At 70.3% G+C, this 17,300-nt stretch carries 18 protein-coding genes and 1 pseudogene; 10 read left to right on the forward strand and 9 right to left on the reverse strand.

Translation table 11 applies throughout. The annotated features are described in order from the left end of the window. Positions 1–59 precede the first annotated feature (59 nt). Positions 60–644, reverse strand: coding sequence for a TetR/AcrR family transcriptional regulator (locus ACFVBH_RS04740; RefSeq protein WP_378999816.1), 585 nt, complete (start codon positions 642–644; stop codon positions 60–62). A 217-nt stretch (positions 645–861) separates the two neighbouring features. Here ACFVBH_RS04740 and ACFVBH_RS04745 point away from each other — a divergent pair, with 217 nt between their 5' ends. Next, a complete protein-coding gene (locus ACFVBH_RS04745) occupies positions 862–1,836 on the forward strand; it encodes a zinc-binding alcohol dehydrogenase family protein (protein WP_378999818.1) in 975 nt (324 codons plus the stop codon). 282 nt (positions 1,837–2,118) lie between these two features. Continuing rightward, entirely contained in the window at positions 2,119–2,982 is an 864-nt protein-coding gene (locus tag ACFVBH_RS04750; RefSeq protein ID WP_378999820.1) for an SDR family oxidoreductase, read from the forward strand. A gap of 3 nt (positions 2,983–2,985) precedes the next feature. Here the strand turns inward: ACFVBH_RS04750 and ACFVBH_RS04755 are convergent, their stop codons facing one another. The 4 genes from ACFVBH_RS04755 to ACFVBH_RS04770 are packed head-to-tail and all read right to left on the reverse strand — an operon-like array spanning position 2,986 to position 5,541. Next, the gene (locus ACFVBH_RS04755) at positions 2,986–3,243 is read right to left on the reverse strand and encodes a YciI family protein (protein WP_378999822.1); all 258 of its coding nucleotides are present in this window, start codon (positions 3,241–3,243) and stop codon (positions 2,986–2,988) included. Between the two features lie 17 nt (positions 3,244–3,260). Beyond that, positions 3,261–3,773, reverse strand: coding sequence for a transcription antitermination factor NusB (gene nusB, locus ACFVBH_RS04760; RefSeq protein WP_354991738.1), 513 nt, complete (start codon positions 3,771–3,773; stop codon positions 3,261–3,263). Between the two features lie 19 nt (positions 3,774–3,792). After that, complete coding sequence (gene efp, locus ACFVBH_RS04765) at positions 3,793–4,356, reverse strand: elongation factor P (RefSeq protein ID WP_354991739.1); 564 nt, start codon at positions 4,354–4,356, stop codon at positions 3,793–3,795. 60 nt (positions 4,357–4,416) lie between these two features. After that, a complete protein-coding gene (locus tag ACFVBH_RS04770; protein ID WP_378999826.1) occupies positions 4,417–5,541 on the reverse strand; it encodes a M24 family metallopeptidase in 1,125 nt (374 codons plus the stop codon). Between the two features lie 151 nt (positions 5,542–5,692). Here ACFVBH_RS04770 and ACFVBH_RS04775 point away from each other — a divergent pair, with 151 nt between their 5' ends. The 5 genes and pseudogenes from ACFVBH_RS04775 to ACFVBH_RS04795 all read left to right on the forward strand — a co-directional run bounded on the left by ACFVBH_RS04775 (position 5,693) and on the right by ACFVBH_RS04795 (position 11,310). After that, positions 5,693–6,154 (forward strand): prepilin peptidase, encoded by a 462-nt coding sequence (locus ACFVBH_RS04775; protein ID WP_378999828.1) that lies wholly within the window; start codon positions 5,693–5,695, stop codon positions 6,152–6,154. A gap of 84 nt (positions 6,155–6,238) precedes the next feature. Beyond that, positions 6,239–7,447, forward strand: a complete 1,209-nt coding sequence (gene aroC / locus ACFVBH_RS04780; RefSeq protein ID WP_354991742.1) for a chorismate synthase — start codon at positions 6,239–6,241, stop codon at positions 7,445–7,447. After that, positions 7,444–7,962, forward strand: a pseudogene (locus ACFVBH_RS04785) (shikimate kinase); the annotation flags it as partial. The gene aroC and the pseudogene ACFVBH_RS04785, both read left to right, overlap by 4 nt. A gap of 1,064 nt (positions 7,963–9,026) precedes the next feature. Continuing rightward, positions 9,027–10,145, forward strand: coding sequence for a 3-dehydroquinate synthase (aroB, locus tag ACFVBH_RS04790; protein WP_354991879.1), 1,119 nt, complete (start codon positions 9,027–9,029; stop codon positions 10,143–10,145). A gap of 328 nt (positions 10,146–10,473) precedes the next feature. Further along, positions 10,474–11,310, forward strand: a complete 837-nt coding sequence (locus tag ACFVBH_RS04795) for an NAD(P)H-binding protein (protein ID WP_378999831.1) — start codon at positions 10,474–10,476, stop codon at positions 11,308–11,310. Positions 11,311–11,483: 173 nt separating this feature from the next. Here the strand turns inward: ACFVBH_RS04795 and ACFVBH_RS04800 are convergent, their stop codons facing one another. Next, the gene (locus tag ACFVBH_RS04800) at positions 11,484–12,245 is read right to left on the reverse strand and encodes a DJ-1/PfpI family protein (protein ID WP_378999833.1); all 762 of its coding nucleotides are present in this window, start codon (positions 12,243–12,245) and stop codon (positions 11,484–11,486) included. 133 nt (positions 12,246–12,378) lie between these two features. Between ACFVBH_RS04800 and ACFVBH_RS04805 the strand changes: the two genes are divergently transcribed. Continuing rightward, on the forward strand, positions 12,379–13,317 hold the full coding sequence (locus ACFVBH_RS04805; protein WP_378999835.1) for a GlxA family transcriptional regulator: 939 nt from the start codon (positions 12,379–12,381) through the stop codon (positions 13,315–13,317). Positions 13,318–13,373: 56 nt separating this feature from the next. Here the strand turns inward: ACFVBH_RS04805 and ACFVBH_RS04810 are convergent, their stop codons facing one another. From ACFVBH_RS04810 to ACFVBH_RS04820, 3 genes are all read right to left on the reverse strand, one after another. Next, positions 13,374–14,357 (reverse strand): dimethylarginine dimethylaminohydrolase family protein, encoded by a 984-nt coding sequence (locus ACFVBH_RS04810; protein WP_378999837.1) that lies wholly within the window; start codon positions 14,355–14,357, stop codon positions 13,374–13,376. Between the two features lie 268 nt (positions 14,358–14,625). Continuing rightward, positions 14,626–15,291 (reverse strand): tetratricopeptide repeat protein, encoded by a 666-nt coding sequence (locus tag ACFVBH_RS04815; protein ID WP_378999839.1) that lies wholly within the window; start codon positions 15,289–15,291, stop codon positions 14,626–14,628. A 130-nt stretch (positions 15,292–15,421) separates the two neighbouring features. Further along, entirely contained in the window at positions 15,422–15,907 is a 486-nt protein-coding gene (locus tag ACFVBH_RS04820) for a B-4DMT family transporter (RefSeq protein WP_378999842.1), read from the reverse strand. Between the two features lie 135 nt (positions 15,908–16,042). Here ACFVBH_RS04820 and ACFVBH_RS04825 point away from each other — a divergent pair, with 135 nt between their 5' ends. Both ACFVBH_RS04825 and ACFVBH_RS04830 read left to right on the forward strand, forming a co-directional pair. Further along, the gene (locus ACFVBH_RS04825) at positions 16,043–16,660 is read left to right on the forward strand and encodes a transcriptional regulator (RefSeq protein ID WP_354986862.1); all 618 of its coding nucleotides are present in this window, start codon (positions 16,043–16,045) and stop codon (positions 16,658–16,660) included. Positions 16,661–16,673: 13 nt separating this feature from the next. Further along, positions 16,674–17,210 (forward strand): DUF3291 domain-containing protein, encoded by a 537-nt coding sequence (locus ACFVBH_RS04830; RefSeq protein WP_378999845.1) that lies wholly within the window; start codon positions 16,674–16,676, stop codon positions 17,208–17,210. Positions 17,211–17,300 lie beyond the last annotated feature (90 nt).

A 17,300-nucleotide genomic window follows, 5' to 3' on the forward strand; every position in this document is an offset into this window, starting at 1 on the left:
GGCGGCCCACGCCCGGCCGAACTCTCGCCGGGATGGCCGTGACCGGATCACGCTCGCCGTCAGAGAGGTTGGCGCAGAACCGATTCCACCAGCTGACGGATCGCCGTCCGCAGGCGGTCGACCTCGTCCGCCCGGACCATGGCCCGGGCCACTTCCGAGCCGACGGAGCTGAACAGGAGACGGCCGGCAGCCTGGGCGTCGAGGTCGGGCCGCGCCTCACCCAGAAGAACGGTGATGTGGTCGTCCCAGGTGGCATGGAACTCTGCCGTGCGGGGATGGGGTGGCATCGCAGACCCGGTGTAGGCGGCCATCAGCTCGACATTGTCGGCCATCATGAGTGTCATCGCGTCGAAAAAGGCGAGCAGACGATCGGGAGCGGGGGCGCCGGGACCCAGCGGCGGCGGGCCGGAAGCTATTGCGGCCATGAGGGTTTCGGCGGGCTCGGCCACCAGGGCGTAGAGCAGGCCCGAGCGGCTGCCGAAGCGGTGGAAGATCGTGCCCTTGCCGACGCCGGCGGCCGCGGCGACCCGATCCATCGTCAGCGCCTCGGCGCCGTGCTCGGCGAGCAGCGTGCGGGTGGCGTCGAGGATGGCGCGCCGGTTGCGCGCGGCGTCGGCACGCTCTTTCGGCTTTTCAGCGGGCATCTCTCCACTTTCGTCGGTACCGGTCCGCGACGGCGCCCGCACAGGCTCGCACGCGCGCACCGTCCCGCGGATTATGCCGGGCTCGCGCATGCCGCCGACCGATGGGCGCGGGGCCTGCGTGACCGAACCGCTCGGCAGCACACTCCCGTTGACAACTTGACCGTCGGTCCATATCGTCTCCTGCGTATATTGACCGCTAGTCAAGTTAGGATCTCACATGCAGGCAATCGTCATGACCGCGACCGGTGGACCCGAGGTGCTCGAGGTGCGCGACGTCTCCGCGCCCCGGCCGCAGCGCGGAGAAGTGCTGGTGCGCACCGAGGCGATCCCCGTGCTGTTCCCGGAGACCATGCTGCGCGCGGGCGCGTTCCCCATGCCCGCCCCGCTGCCCCTGGTCTTCGGCACCCAGGCCGCGGGCGTGGTCACCGAACTCGGCCCGGACACCGACCCCGCCCTGCTCGGCAGGCGAGTACTGGTGGCCAGCAACAGTTTCGGAACCTACGCCGAACAGGTCTGTGCCCCAGCCGAATCCGCGGTGCTCATTCCGGACGGCCTGACCGCCGAGGCCGCGGCCGCGGTGTCCATGAGCGGCTCGGTGGCCCTGCCGCTGCTCGAGACCGCCCGCCTGACCGGCACCGAAACCGTCCTCATCGAAGCCGCCGCGACCGGCGTCGGCGCCTATCTCACCCAGCTCGCCAAGGAGTTCGGCGCGGCCCGGATCATCGCCACGGCGGGCGGCCCGGCCAAGGCCGACCTCGCCCGCGCGAACGGCGCGGACGAAGTGATCGATCACAACGACCCCGAGTGGCCCCGCCGCCTGCGCGAGCTCCTCGGCGACACCACCCTCGACGTGGTCTTCGACTCGATCGGCGGCGAATCCGCCACGGCCCTACTCGATCTCATGACCCCCCTGCGCGGCCACCTGCTCAGCTACGGCTGGCTCAGCGGCGCACCCGCCCAGGTCACCGCCATGGACCTGATCATGCGCGGCCTGACCCTCACCGGCTGCTCCGGCCCGGCCTGGCTGGCCGGGGTCGCCGCGGCCCGCACCGCCGTCCTCGCCCGCGCCGCGACCGGCGCCCTCACTCCCCTGGTGGACCGCGTGCTGCCCCTCGATCAGGCGGCCCGCGCCCATCAGCTGATCGCCGACCGAGCCGTCAAGGGAACCATCGTCCTTCACCCCCGCGGTTAGCCCCTTTCCGGGGACCAGCTCGGGGCCGCACGGGTCTTCCGGCCCGTGCGGCCCCGCCGCGCGCGAACCCGGGACCGGGGCACACCCGCCTCGGGACCCGGACAGTCCAAGCTTGCCGAACCCGGCCCGGGCACACAGCGCGCAGACCCGACCCGCTCCCGGGCACCCGAGTCGGGGGATATCGGTCGTGCCGGACGGAATGCCCGAATATCCCGCCGGCCGCGCATAGAGTGCGTACCAGCGACAGCAGTGTCGAATCACGAGTCCGGAAGCGAGGCCCCGATGGGCAGCTCGAAGATCGTTCTCATTACCGGCACCTCCTCGGGTATCGGGCTGGCCGCCGCGGTCGCGGCGGCCGATGCCGGATGGCACACGGTGGCGACCATGCGCGACACCGGGCGCGGTGACGACTTACGGGCGGCGGCCGAGCGGGCCGGGGTCACCGAGCGCTTACAGATCGAGGAACTCGATGTGACCGAACCGGATTCGATCGCGAGCTGCTTGAAGAAGGTCGTCGCCGAGCACGGGCGGCTCGACGCGGTGGTCAACAACGCGGGCGCGGGCTTCGTGGGCACCGTCGAGCAGATGGGCATGGACGTCATCCGGAAGTCCATGGAGGTCAACTACTTCGGCGTCGTGGAGGTCACCCGGGCGGCCATGCCGCTGCTGCGTGAATCCGGCGGCCGGATCATCACCGTGACCAGCGTCGGCGGCGTGATCGGGCAGCCGTTCAACGAGGCGTACTGCGCGGCCAAGTTCGCCGTGGAGGGGTTCATGGAATCCCTCGCTCCGGTGGCGGCCACGGTCGGCGTCCAGATCTCGGTGGTCGAACCCGGCGCGGTGGCAAGCGAATTCATCGCGGGCCAGCAACTCGACATCCCGGCGATGATCGCCGCGGCGGGCCCGTACGCGCCGGCGCTGAAGCACTATGTCGAACGCACCGTGGGGGCGTTCCGGAACGCTCAGACCTCCGAGGAGGCGGCCGCGCCCATCATCGCGACCCTGACCGCGGAAGAACCCGCGTTCCGGGTGCAAACCTCGTCCTGGGCACGCGGATTCACCGGGGTGAAACTCGCCGACCTGGACGGCTCGGCGGTGCAGATGGTCACCGCGGGCTGGGTGGAGGAACACCAGCACCACCACTGAGAATCAGCCGGTGATCTCCCACTCGTACACGGTGAGTTCGGACGCGCCGGTCGTGTGAATGGGATCGGTGAAAACCAGATCCCGTGCGGCGTCTAGCGATTCGGCGAGAATGACGTACGCGCCACCGGACCCGTCGGTGAACTTGCCGGTCTCGACCAATTGGCCGTTGGCGCGAACGACCTCGAGCCATTCGCGATGCGGCTGCGCCACGGACGAATCGAAGCGCGGGGTGCGCATGGCCAGAACCAAATACTTGCGCACCCTGCGCTTCTCCTTCGCTACTGCTGTTCGTCGCCCGCGCGCGGTGCGCGCGTGGCGGCGGCCGCGGCCCGCACCTGCGGAGCCACCGTCACCACCTGGCCGAGCACCCCGTTGATGAACGAGGGGGAATCGTCGGTGGACAGCTCCTTGGCCAGCTCCACCGCCTCGTCCACGGCCACCACGGGCGGGACGTCGTTGGCGTGGAACAACTCCCACACCGCCACCCGCAGAATGGCGCGGTCCACGGCGGGGAGCCGGGGCAGCGTCCAATCCTGCAGATAGGACTCGATGGTGCCGTCCACCCGGTCCAGATCGTCGGCGACGCCTTCGACCAGCACCCGGGTGTACGGATTCACCGGGGCCACCGAATCGTCACGCACCGAGAGCGACACGCGTTCGGCGAGCAGCTCGGCGGGATCGATATCCCGAGCTTCGGCCTCGAAGAGCAGATCCACGGCACGGCGGCGCGCCTTGTGCCGTGCACCGAGCTTCTTGAAGCCCGGCTTCTTGTCCTGGGGCTGATTGGCCACGGTCACCATTCTCCGCGCGTCAGGAGTTGACGCGGGAGATGTAGGAGGCGTCGCGCGTATCGACCTTGAGCTTGTCGCCCACGTTGATGAACAGCGGGACCTGGATCTCGGCGCCGGTCTCGATGGTGGCGGGCTTGGTGCCCGCGCTCGAGCGGTCGCCCTGCAGGCCCGGCTCGGTGTGGGTGACGACGGCCTCGATGGAGACCGGGAGCTCGACGAACAGCGCCTCGCCCTCGTGCATCGCGATCTGCACGCCCATGTTCTCCAGCAGGAAGCCCGCGCTCTTGCCCAGCAACTGCTCGCCCAGATGAATCTGGTCGTAGGTGTCGCCGTCCATGAAGATGTAGTCCGAGCCGTCGTGGTACAGGAAGGTCATGTCGCGACGATCGACGGTCGCGGTCTCCACCTTGACGCCGGCGTTGAAGGTCTTGTCGACGACCTTGCCGGACACGACGTTCTTCAGCTTGGTGCGCACGAAGGCGGGACCCTTACCGGGCTTCACATGCTGGAACTCGACGATCTGCTGCAGCTGATTGTCGATCTTCAGCACGAGGCCGTTCTTGAAGTCGCTGGTATCCGCCACTGTCCTCGGATCTCCTGTTCTCGTTTTCCATTCACGGCTCGCCGTGCTGGCAAACCGACGTCATTCGACGACGGTAAGGTCTTTGCTGGTGCGGGTGAGCAGCTCCGGGCCCCCTTGGCGAACCACGAGCGTATCCTCGATCCGGACTCCGCCACGGCCGGGGAAATACACACCTGGCTCGACGGTCACCGCCACGCCATCGAGAAGTGTACCCGTGCCCGTTTTGGCGAGTCCGGGCGCTTCATGGATCTGCAGTCCGACCCCGTGTCCGAGGCCGTGCACGAACAGCGCCCCGTGGCCCGCCGCCTCGATCACCGACCGCGCGGCCCGATCCACCGCCCGGGTCGACGCGCCCGGCGCGAGTGCATCGCATCCGGCCCGCTGAGCAGCGTGAACCAGATCGTAGATCTCTCGCTGCCAGTCCGAGGGCTGCCCGAGGACATAGGTGCGGGTCATGTCGGAGTGATACCCGGCGACCGTCGCGCCGAAATCGAGTTTCACGAAGTCGCCGGCGGCCAGTACGGCCTCGGTCGGACGATGATGCGGCACGGCCGAATTCGCGCCCGCGGCCACGATGGTCTCGAAGGAGACCGCGTCCGCGCCGTGCTCGAACATCAGCCATTCCAGGTCCCGGGCGACCTGGCGTTCGGTGCGGCCGGGACGGATGCCGCCACGTTCCAGCAATACCGCCAGCGCCGCATCGGCGGCGTCGCAGGCCCGGCGCAGCAACTCCACCTCGACCGCGTCCTTGACCATGCGCAGCTGTTCCACCAGACCCGCGACCGGAACCAGATCCAGGCCGCAGCCCTGATTCACGAAACCGCGATGCTGGTCGACGGTCACGACGTGACTCTCGAACCCGACCCGTCCGGTCTGCCACTCCCCCGCGATCTCGATGACCCGGCGGGCGCTGGCGCGATTGATCTCCGCGCGCAGATCCGGGGCCTGCTCGCCGACCTGGGTGATGTACCGGCCGTCGGTGCACAGCACGGTGCGGTCCTCGCCGCTGTCCCAGGCGTACACCAGCAGCGCGGCATTGGAACCGGTGAATCCGGTGAGGTACCTGATATTGATCAGATCGGTCACCAGCAGAGCGTCGACGCGGTTCTCGACCAGCAGGTTCCGCAGGTTGGCCCGGCGCACCGCGTAGTCGGGGCGACCGGCCGGATCGTGGTCAGCACACATGCGTCAAAGCTACCGCTGACACACGGCAACACGGACATGCAACACGTCAATCGGGGTGTAGGCGAAACCTCGGGTGTTCACATGCCAAGGGGTTGTCCACATTTCGCGATCCGCGGCGCCGGGCGGGCCGGATTCGGAGCAGGCTCGACGCATGGAGATCGCGGGGCTGGTCGTATTCACCCTCTGGTGCGCGGTGCTGAGCCGGATCGATCTGCGCGAGCGGCGGCTGCCCAACGCGCTCACCGCACCGGGGGTGGCCGGGGTGCTCGGCTACGGGTTCCTGCAGGGCCGAGCCGGGACAGCGGCGCTCGGGGCGCTGCTGCTGGTCTGTCCTTATCTACTGGTTCATCTCTGCGCGCCGGCCGCGCTCGGCGCCGGAGATGTGAAACTCGCCGCTGGTCTGGGCGCGGCCACCGCGCTCGGCGGAGCGCACGCGTGGGTGTGGGCGGCCCTGGCCGCGCCCGCGCTCACCACCGCCGCGAGCCTCGCGCCGGCGCTCGTACAGGCCGCTCGACCACGGGATTCCCCGCTTTCGACGATCGCGGACCGCACGGTGCCGCACGGCCCGGCGATGTGCGCGGCGAGTTTGCTGGCACTGGTCTCCGCAGCGTGAACGGGTCGCCGCCGGGGCCCGGGTTCGGGCTCGCGCCGGACCTGCATGTCCGGGTAACGGGATTCCCATGGAAAGATGTATTCCGTGTTGCGCTGGATAACTGCCGGGGAATCCCATGGTCCTGCTCTTGTCACGATCCTCGAGGGGATGGTGGCCGGAGTCGAGGTGAGCTCTGCCGATGTTGCCGCACAGTTGGCGCGGCGCCGACTCGGCTACGGCCGTGGCGCGCGGATGAAGTTCGAGGCCGACGCGGTCACCCTCGTCGGTGGCGTGCGGCACGGTCGCACCATGGGCGGACCGGTCGCGGTCGAGGTCGCGAACTCCGAGTGGCCCAAGTGGACCCAGGTCATGTCCGCCGATCCGGTGGACGCCGACGAGCTCGCCGAGCTCGCGCGCAATGCCCCGCTCACCCGTCCGCGCCCGGGCCACGCCGACTACTCGGGCATGCTCAAGTACGGCTTCGACGATGCCCGCAACGTCCTCGAGCGCGCCAGCGCCCGCGAGACAGCCGCGCGCGTCGCGGCGGGCACCGTCGCCAAGAACTTCCTGCGCCAGGCGCTCGGGGTCGAGGTCATCTCGCACGTGATCTCGATCGGCACGGCCGCCGACACCACCGGCTTCGTGCCCTCTGCCGCCGATCTGGCCGCCATCGACGAGAGCCCGGTGCGCGCGTTCGACAAGACCGCCGAAGCGGCCATGATCGCCGAGATCGAGGCCGCCAAGAAGGACGGCGACACCCTCGGCGGCGTCGTCGAGGTCGTCATCGACGGTCTGCCCGTCGGCCTGGGCTCGTTCACCAGCGGTGAGGCGCGCCTGGATTCGCGACTCGCGGCCGCGCTCATGGGCATTCAGGCCATCAAGGGCGTCGAGGTCGGCGACGGGTTCGAGACCGCTCGCCGCCGCGGCAGCCAGGCCCACGACGAGATGAAGCCCGGCCCCGACGGCGTGCTCCGCTCGACCAACCGCGCGGGCGGGCTCGAGGGCGGCATGACCAACGGCGAGGCGTTGCGCGTGCGCGCCGCCATGAAGCCGATCTCCACCGTGCCCCGCGCGCTGGCCACCGTCGACATGTCGACCGGTGACGAAGCCGTCGCCATCCATCAGCGCTCGGACGTGTGCGCGGTACCCGCCGCCGGTGTGGTCGCCGAGGCCATGGTGGCGCTCGTCGTCGCGCAGGCCGTGCTGGAGAAGTTCGGCGGCGACTCGCTGGCCGAGACCGTCGACAACGTCACCAGCTATGTGAAGCGAATCAACGCGCGCCCGCACGTTCCCTCGGGCAACGCGCCACAGTGACAGAGGCAGCCGACCAGCGGCCGCCGAGTGTGGTGCTGGTCGGTCCGCCCGGCGCGGGCAAGTCGACGATCGGCCGCAAGCTCGCCCGCGAACTCGGCGTGGACCTCTATGACACCGACGCCGGGATCGAGGAGGAGACCGGGCGCACCATTCCCGAGATCTTCGCTCAGGACGGCGAACCCGAATTCCGCCGCATCGAGGAAGAGGTGGTGCGGGCCGCGGTGCTGGCCGGGCACGGCATCGTCTCGCTCGGCGGCGGTTCGGTGCTCTCGGACGCCACCCGCGAACTGCTGCGCGGGCGCACCGTCGTCTACCTGGAAATCAGTGTGGGCGAAGGACTTCGGCGCACCGGGGCCAGCACCAACCGTCCCCTGCTGAACGGCGACGATCCCGCCGCCAAGTACCGCGAGCTCATGAAGATCCGCCGCCCGCTGTACCGCGAGGTGGCCTCGGTGCGTGTGCGCACCGACGGCCGCAGCCCGGGTCGCGTGGTGCGGATGATCCTGGGCAAGCTCGGCCTGGAGTCCACCCTCCCGCCCGAGGAACTCGTCATCGAGCTGCCCACCCCCGCCACCGAGGCCGGCGCGTCCACCCGTTCCCGCTCACGCCGGCGTCGCCGGCGCGGGCGGGGTCGCGGGGATTCGCAGCAGGCGGCCACCGCGACCGCCGCCGAACGGGATTCGGCGGACTCGACGGCGAATCCGACGTCCGCCGGCGACGGCACCGGGGCTCCGGCGCCGGGCAAGGGCGAGACCCCGTCGCGCCGCCGACGCGGCCGCGGACGGGGCCGCAAGTCACAGGCGGCGGCGAACGGCGGCACGCCCCGGGCGGCCGACGGCACCCGCCCGGGTGCTGAAACCGGTTCGGCGACAGCATCACCCGGTACGGCAGGGTCCGGCCTGGGTTCGGCCGGTGTCGTGCCGGAAACCGCTCCCGGGTCGAGCGCGGCCACCGGTTCCGGCGTGGCTGCGCATGCAGGTGCGGCCGCGCGTTCAGCCATCACCCCCGCGGGATCCGGCTCCGCCGAGCCGGTCACCACATCGGGCGCCGGCACCGCGGACGGCACCGTACCCACCGGCGATTCCACGGCCGGACGCGGCCGCCGCTCCCGCCGCCGGGGCCGCCGCCCGGCCGGACCCGCGGGTTCGGCCGCACCGCACGCGGACAGCACCCCCTCGGGCGCCGCACCCGGAAACCCCGGTACCGCAGCGGGTTCGGGCTCGAGTGACAACCCCGGCGGCGCGGTCGCCCAGGCGCATCCGGGCACCGGCCGGTCCGGAACCCCCGGCTCAGGGAGCGAGGCCGCTTCCGCATCGGACGCCTCGGGCCGCTCGTCGGTTACCCCCACGCCGCACCGGCCCGGCGCAGGGTCCGGTACCCCCGCATCGGGTTCGGCCGCCCCGGCCGCGGAGTCGGGCGCCCACGCCGATTCCGGCGGCGCGCAACCGAACTCGGTCGCACCGGCCACGCCCGGCGCCGGCCGATCCCGGCGCGCCAGAGCCCGGCGGGCCCGAGCGCGGGCGCGGGCCAACGGCGAGCAGACACCAGACACACCTTCACAAGAATCGGAGCAGCATCCATGAGCGAGCCGACCCGCATCGAGGTCCGCACCGCAGACCCGTATCCGGTGATCATCGGCCGGGGCCTGCTGGGCGACCTGGTCGAGGAGGTCACCGGGCGGAACGGCGTGCGCACCGTCGCGATCTTCCATCAGCCGCCGCTGGCCGAGACCGCCGAGGTGGTGCGTAAGGCGCTCGCGGACAAGGGGATCGACGCGCATCGCATCGAGATCCCGGACGCCGAGGCCGGCAAGGACCTGCAGGTCGCCGGTTTCTGCTGGGAGGTGCTGGGCCGGATCGGGCTGACCCGCAAGGACGCCATCATCAGCCTCGGCGGTGGCGCGGCCACCGACCTGGCCGGATTCGTGGCCGCCACCTGGATGCGCGGCGTGGCCATCGTGCACGTGCCGACCACCCTGCTGGCCATGGTGGACGCGGCCGTCGGCGGCAAGACCGGCATCAACACCGAGGCGGGCAAGAACCTGGTCGGCTCCTTCCACGAGCCCGCCGCCGTGCTGGTGGACCTGGCGACCCTGGAAACCGTGCCGCGCAACGAGATCGTCGCGGGCATGGCCGAGATCATCAAGGCGGGTTTCATCGCCGACCCGGTGATCCTCGAACTGATCGAGCGCGATCCCGAGGCCGCGCTGGATCCGACCGGCACGGTGCTGCCCGAGCTCATCAGCCGGGCCATCCAGGTCAAGGCCGACGTGGTCGCCGCCGACCTCAAGGAATCGGATCTGCGCGAGATCCTGAACTACGGCCACACCCTCGGCCATGCCATCGAGCGCCGCGAGCGCTACCGCTGGCGGCACGGTGCGGCCGTGTCGGTGGGCCTGGTCTTCGCCGCCGAGCTCGGCCGCCTGGCCGGTCGCCTCGACGATGCCACCGCCGAGCGCCACCGCGCGGTGCTGGAAAGCGTCGGCCTGCCGACCACCTACGACGCCGACGCGCTCCCCCAGCTGATGGACAGCATGCAGGGCGACAAGAAGACCCACTCGGGCGTCCTGCGCTTCGTGGTCCTGGACGGCCTCGCCAAGCCCGGCCGCCTCGAGGGCCCGGACCCCTCCCTCCTGGCCGCCGCCTACTCCGCGATCGCCCGCGAGGGCAATCCGACGAGCGGCGCGATCCTGCTGTAGGCCCCGAACCCCCCGCCCGGCAACAAGTCCGGCCAACCCGAACGCCCGCGACCACTGTGGTCGCGGGCGTTCGCGTACCGCTACACAACCGGAACCGCACGGTCGCCAGGTCGCACAATCGCCACACTACGCAGCTGTCAGGCTCCGTAGCCGCCACACCGCGTAGCTGTCTGGCCGCGTAGCTGCCGGGTCGCGTAGCCGGTGGGCCGCGTACCGCGCGTTCACGCTGGTACAGCTCGGATTCAGAATTCATTTGGAATAGATCATTCCGTTCTGTTACAGTCATGGAGCGCGGGCGGAACGACCGCCGCGCATGAAGGGAAATCTCATGTTCTTCGTTGTCGGCGCCACCGCTCACTTCGGCCGTCAGGCCGTGGACGCCCTGCTGGCCGCGGGACAGCCGGTGCGCGCGCTCACCCGTCGCCCGGAATCGGCCGGGCTGCCCGCGGGCGCGGAGGTCGTGGTGGGCGACCTCACCTCGGAAGAGTCGCTGGTGCAGGCGCTTTCGGGCGTGGAGGCGATCTTCCTGGTGCTGCCGTATCAGATGGACGTCGCACCCCTGGTGGCCGCGGCGCGGCGAACGGGCGTGCGGCGCATCGTGTTCCTGTCCTCGGGCGCGGTGGTCGACGGCAGCGCGACCCAGCCCGACGTGATCGCGCAGTACCACCGCGACGTGGAACTCGCGATCGAGGAGTCGGGCATCGAGTGGACGTTCCTGCGCCTGCTGTTCCCGGCCATCAACTCGCTGACCTTCGCCATGCAGCTGGCGGGCGGCGACGTGATCCGGGCGGCCTACGGGCAGGCGTCCGCGTCGGTCGTGCACGAGAACGACGTGGCCGAGGTGGCCGCGGCGGTGCTTCCGGGCGGACACGCCGGCAAGGTCTACGACCTCACCGGCCCGGCTTCGCTCACCCAGGTCGACCAGGTCGCGATTCTCGGTGCGGCACTGGGCCGTCCGCTGGTCTTCGAGGAGCTGGACGACGCCCCGGTGCGGGCGCAGATGGCGAACTTCATGGATCCGGCGTTCATCAACGCGCTGTTCGACCTGATGGCGGCGACCGTCGGCAAGCCGGCCCAGGTCAATTCCGTGGTCGAGGATCTGACCGGCCACGCCCCGCGCGGCTACGCCGAATGGGTCACCGACCACCTCGCCGACTTCTCCTGATCACCGCCGAGCCGATCACCCGCCGGACCGGCCGGTGATCGTACGCCCCACCGCGCATCGATCGCGGTGGGGCGCAGGCGGTTGCACCACCGACCCGACCTGGTGCGCACCCGCACCGGCACGGCTCGAACCCGGCGAGAACCACCCGGCTCGATACCGGGAACGGACGCTCCTCAGGCGCGCGCGAACCGGGCCCGAGCCCGTCGAATCGCACTGGACCACAGCACTTTCGACCCGTTCAGAAACTCTCCCCCGAGCTCGCGGGGCGTGGCCAGATCCTTCGTCAGGCGCGCGGCGGCCTGCTTCGTCTGCGCCGTCGCCTTGCTCGGGTGGCCGCTGTCGTACGGCGGCTGCGGGTCGTACTCGATCGCCAACTGCACCGCCCGGGCACGATCGGGCCCGGCCATTTCGCCGATCAGCCACAGTCCGAGATCGATCCCGGCCGAGACGCCGGCGGCGGTCACGATCTTGCCCGACCGCACGATCCGCTTGTCGCGCTGCGGTTTCGCGCCGAGCCCGGTGAGCAGCGACTGGGCGGCCCAGTGCGATGTCGCGGGCTGCCCGTCCAGCAGGCCCGCGGCGGCCAGGATGAGCGATCCGCTGCATACCGACAGGGTCCAGGTGGTGTGTTCGTGCACGCGCCGCAGCCACGCCAGCACCTTCTCGTCGGCGGCGGTGGCCATGGTGGCCGGAATCGACCCGCCCACCAGCACGATGTCGGGCGCGGGCGTCTCGTCCAGCGAATGCGTCGCGGCCAGCACGAGCACCCCGCTGTCGGTGGTGATTGGCCCGGGCTCGTGCCAGACGAAACGAATCTCCGCGCCCGGCAACCCACGCAGGACGTCGTACGGGCCGATCGAATCCAGGGCCGTCATGCCCGGGTAGGCCAGGATGGCGATCTGAATGCGGTCGGGCTGCGGCGAAGTGCCGGTCATCAATGCCTCCGGGCGGTCGGTGCGCGAACTCGTTTCGCTCGCTCATCGACGCTATGGCGTGCGACCCCGCCGCCCCAGTGGCATTGGCGACAGCTTTCGCTGGATTCTCGCCGCCACCCGTATGTTCGGATTCGTGCACACGGTGGCGGTCCTGGCGCTCGATGGCGTGATCCCCTTCGACCTGGCAACGCCGGTCGAAGCCTTCGGCCGGGCTCGCCTGCCCGGCGGCCGGCCGTGCTATCGGGTGCTGGTCTGCGCCGAGCGGCCCGAGGTCGAGACCGGGACCTTCACCCTGCGCGCCCCCCGCGGCCTGGACGCACTGACCGCGGCGGACACCGTCATCATTCCGGGTATCGCCCAACCCACCGCGCCCCTGTCGCCGGACTCCCGGGCCGCTCTCATCGCGGCCGCCGCGCGGGGCGCACGGATCGCCTCCATCTGTTCGGGCGCTTTCCCGTTCGCCGCCACCGGTCTACTCGACGGCTTGCGCGCGACCACCCACTGGATGGCGGCCGAACTCCTCGCGGCCCGGCATCCGGCGATCGAAGTCGATCCCAACGTGCTCTACGTCGACAACGGTCAGTTCCTCACCTCCGCCGGAGCTGCCGCCGGAGTCGACATGTGCCTGCACCTGATTCGCCGCGACCACGGTTCGGCCGTGGCCGCCGACGCCGCCCGCCAGGCGGTCATGCCGCTCGAACGCGAAGGCGGCCAGGCGCAGTTCATCCCGCACGATCACACGCCGATTCCGACGGGCGCCGCCCTGGAGCCGACCCTGCTCTGGATTCAGGAAAACCTTTCCCGCCCGCTGACACTCGCCGATATCGCCGCGCACGCCGGTGTCAGCGCCCGCACCCTGCTGCGCCGCTTCACCGACCAGACCGGTAGCACACCCCTGCAATGGGTCCACCGCGCCCGCGTCCGCCGCGCCCAACAGCTCCTCGAAACCAGCTCGGACTCGGTCGAACTCATCGCCGACCGGGTCGGCTTCGGCTCCCCCGCGGGCTTCCGCGAACGCTTCAAACGCACGACCGGCGTGAGCCCCCACGCCTACCGCCGCGCTTTCCGCTGACTGTCCGCCGATGCGTGCGATCGAATGCCACACCGCCGGAGTCATTGTGGCGCGGGTCAGTTGGCGCGCAGCAGCGGCTGGGTCGAGCAGCGGAACGCCCCGCCGAACAGCCGGGACACCGAGAAGTCGATGTACTCCACGGCGATGCCGCGGTGTTGCAGTTCCTTTCCGACCCGGGCGAATTCGGGATCGGTGATGTAGGTGTGCTCGTCGATGGGCAGGCCGTTGGTGGCCATGGCCGCGGCCTCCTCCTCGCTGACCTCGATCACTTCCCAGCCGCGCAGGGGTGCGGGCAGCCCGCCGGGGAGCCGGTCGGGGCAGGCGATCAGCAGGCCGTCGCGGACCAGGCCGAGCGCGCAGTCCAGGTGCAGCACGTGCGGTGGGAGGCGGACCGGAATCACGGTCAGCCCGAAGGGTTCCAGGTATTTCGCGAGCCAGCGGCCGCCGAGTTCGTCGGTGGCCATGCCCGAATGACCCACCAGGACATACTCGCCCAGCACCAGCACGTCGCCGCCCTCGAGGAACGGGCCCGGTCCCGGGTGGCCCAGGGGCGCTTTGCCCGGCTGCAACAGCGACACGTATGCCGCGGCGGACGGCAGCACCCGCTCGAGCAGCAGATCCCGGCTCGGCAGCACCTCCATGCGCCGGTGCGGGAATTGCAGCACCCCTTCGATGACGTGGTCGGCCACGGTGAACCAGGGATCGCGGACGAAGAAGTTCGCGTACCCCGTCTGCCCCGCGGCCGCCTTCTCGTCATCGGTGAACAGTCGCGGCCGCAGCACCTCCACCCCGTGCCGTTCCAGCACGACCGCGAGTTCGTCGCGCTCGGCCTCCCACCGGATCTGCTTCTCGGGGTAGACCGCACCGAAGTCCCGCCCCCAGACCGCTTCCAGGATCTCGACGGCGCCGGCCTCCACCGGCATCGAATGCCCGAGGATTGCCGCACTGTCCGGAGCCCGGAATTCACTCCGCGAGACGACCACGGTGCGCAACGGCGCGAACTCACTCTCGACGCGTACGTTCGACGTTTCGGCAGCCATGGAATCGGACCCTAACTCGCTGAGCAGACTCATCTCCACCCTGCGAAACAGGCCGCATACGCGCCAGAAACAGCACCCTAGCGGGCGATACTCATCGCGCTGTTATCTCCGCTTCCCCGCGAAGCTATCGATTAGCAATGCGGAGTAGAGCCGATCGTTATCAATGCGGTGGCCCCGGGCACATGACCTCTGGCACAGCCCGGCCGCAGGGAGACGCGTACCCCCGGCGTCGATTGCCGATCAGTCGCCGGAATAAGCGAGCGAGCCCTCAGAACAATCCGCGAATGTGCGGCCGCCCGTCGGACCAGCGCTCGTTCGTGAACGCGGCCAGCCGCCCTTCCGCCTTCGGATGCCCCGCCGCGATAGCCGCCCGGAACAATTCCACCGCCGCCTCGGGATCGAGCACCTCGTATGCGACGGCGAGGCTGTACGCGCTGTGCATCTCCCCGGCGTCCGCGCCGCGCTGCCACCACGTCCGGTACTCGTCCCCGTAGTCGAACTTGCCGCGATCCACGAACAGCAGACTGCCGACGTTGTACATGGCCTTCACATCGCCCGCCGCGGCCGACACGCGGTAGAACTCGATGGCCTCGCGCGTATCCCCGCGCTGCTCCAGCAGATGCGCGAGGTTGAACGCCGCGTCGGTGTCACCGGCCGCCGCACCCGCGCGAAACCAGCGCTCGCTGTCCCCAGGCCGGGCCTGACTGTCCGCGAGCAATCCGAGATTGAACATCGCCGCCGCGTGGCCGGCCGCCGCGGCCCGCTCCCACCACCCCTCGGCGCCCGCCTCGTCGCCGCGCTCGACGGCGATCAGTCCGAGCCGGGACAGCGCCGGTCCGTACTCGCTCGCCGCGAGCTCCTCGAACAGCCGCACGGCCGCGGCCGTGTCACCCTGCCGCTCGAGCGCGTCGGCCCGTTCGAACGCCTCGTTCATCGCCACACCCACTGTCCCCCGGCCCCTTTCGATCGCTGTCCGCGCCGAGGATACCGGCGCGCACGACTCCCGGAAACGCCGAACGCCACGGCGGGCGTCCCACCGTGGCGTTCCGATCGAAGCCGGAGTCTCAGACCGAGGCCGATTCCTTGTTCAGCACGACCGTGTCGGCGGAGGCATTGGTGTTGCCCTTGGACTCGCGCCCGGCCAGGTAGCGGCCGATGGTCACGCCGATCATGCCCGGCACGAAGATCATCAGGATGATGAAGGACGCGCCCGAGCTGACCTCGAAGAGCAGCCCGTTGTCGCCCAGATCGAACTTGGGCGCGAAGTCGAGGATCCAGGAGACCACGCCGCTGCCGATGCCACCGACGACGCCGGCCTTGAGCCAGCGCATGGTGAGGTCGGCGCCGCGCTCGGGATCGGGGTTGGCGCGGCGGTCGGCGCGGCCGTCCAGCACACCCCAGCCCACGACGGCGGCGAGCAGCACGACCAGGCACAAGATCCGCATCCAGGCGCCATTGGTCGGCCAGTAAATCATCGCCAGGCCGAGCACGGTCCGGAGCACTACGGTCAGCGCTCCCAAAGCCACGGCGCGCAACACCCACGCATTCATGATGATCACCTTAACCTGCGAACCGGTCCACGGAATTGAAACTCGTTCCAGAACTTTAGCCGGTTTCGCCGGGATCGGACGCGCGGGGCGCCCGCGACCGGGCCCGATGGCCGCGCACGCTGCTACAAAGACTGGGTGAGCATCGAAGCCGTCGCCCTGCTGCAGGACCCGATTCGCCGGCGCCTGTACGACCACGTCGCGGCCGCCGATCACGACGTGAGCCGGGACGAGGCCGCCGCGGCGGTGGAGATCAAGCGCCCGCTCGCCGCCTTCCATCTCGACAAGCTCGCCGAGGCCGGACTGCTGGACGCGGTGTTCCGCCGCCCCGACGGCAGGACCGGGCCGGGGTCGGGCCGGCCCGCCAAGTTCTACCGGCGCGCCGACGCCGAATTCGCCGTCCTGCTCCCCGAACGCGACTATCGCACCGTCGCAACGATTCTCGCCGAGGTCGCCGAACATTCGGGACTCGACACGGCCATCGAGGCGGCCGCCGCCGCACACGGCCCACGCCTGGACGGTCGTGAACTGTTCGACGTACTGCGCGAACGCGGCTACGAGCCCTACCTGGACGACGCGCGAATCCGGCTGCGCAACTGCCCCTTCCACCGCCTGGCCGTGGACTTCCCGCCGCTGGTCTGCGGCATGAACCTGGCGCTGCTCGGACCCGTCGCGGCCGAAGCGGGCTGGACCGCGCGGATGGACGCGGCACCGGGCCGGTGTTGCGTATCGTTCTCTAAAACAAGCGATGATTAGTTATAGTCCGGACATGCACCTCGCACAGCTCAACATCGGCCGCATGGTCGCCCCGCAGGGTGATCCGCGCGTGGCCGCGTTCTACGCCGGACTCGATTCGATCAACGCCCTCGCCGAACGCTCCCCCGGATTCGTCTGGCGACTGGTGGACAAGGACTCCAACGACGCGACATCGCTGCGCCCCTACGACGATCCGGACCTGCTCGTGAACATGAGCCTGTGGGAGTCGCGCGAGACCCTGTTCGACTACGTGTACCGCAGCGGCCACATGGATTACATACGTCGCAGGCGCGAGTGGTTCGTCTCGCTGGGCGAGGTCTTCACCGTGCTGTGGTGGGTGCCCGCCGGGCAGCTGCCGACCATCGAGGACGCGATGACCCGGCTGGCGCATCTGCGCGACCACGGCCCGACGCCGTACGCCTTCACCTTCCGGCGCGCGTTCGATCCGGACCCGCACGCGGCGCCGGAGACCCGCGCGCACGCGGCGACGAGCACACCGAACGGACCGCACACGGAGTCCGCGCCACATACCGCCTCCGAGACCGCGTGATCGGCCTCGCCGGCGCACCGGTGGCCGCGCAGTGGCCAGGGCTGGATACGAAAGACGGCGCCGCGATCACGCGACGCCGTCTTGCCTTTC

Source organism: Nocardia sp. NPDC057668, assembly GCF_042799795.1.
GTDB lineage: Bacteria > Actinomycetota > Actinomycetes > Mycobacteriales > Mycobacteriaceae > Nocardia.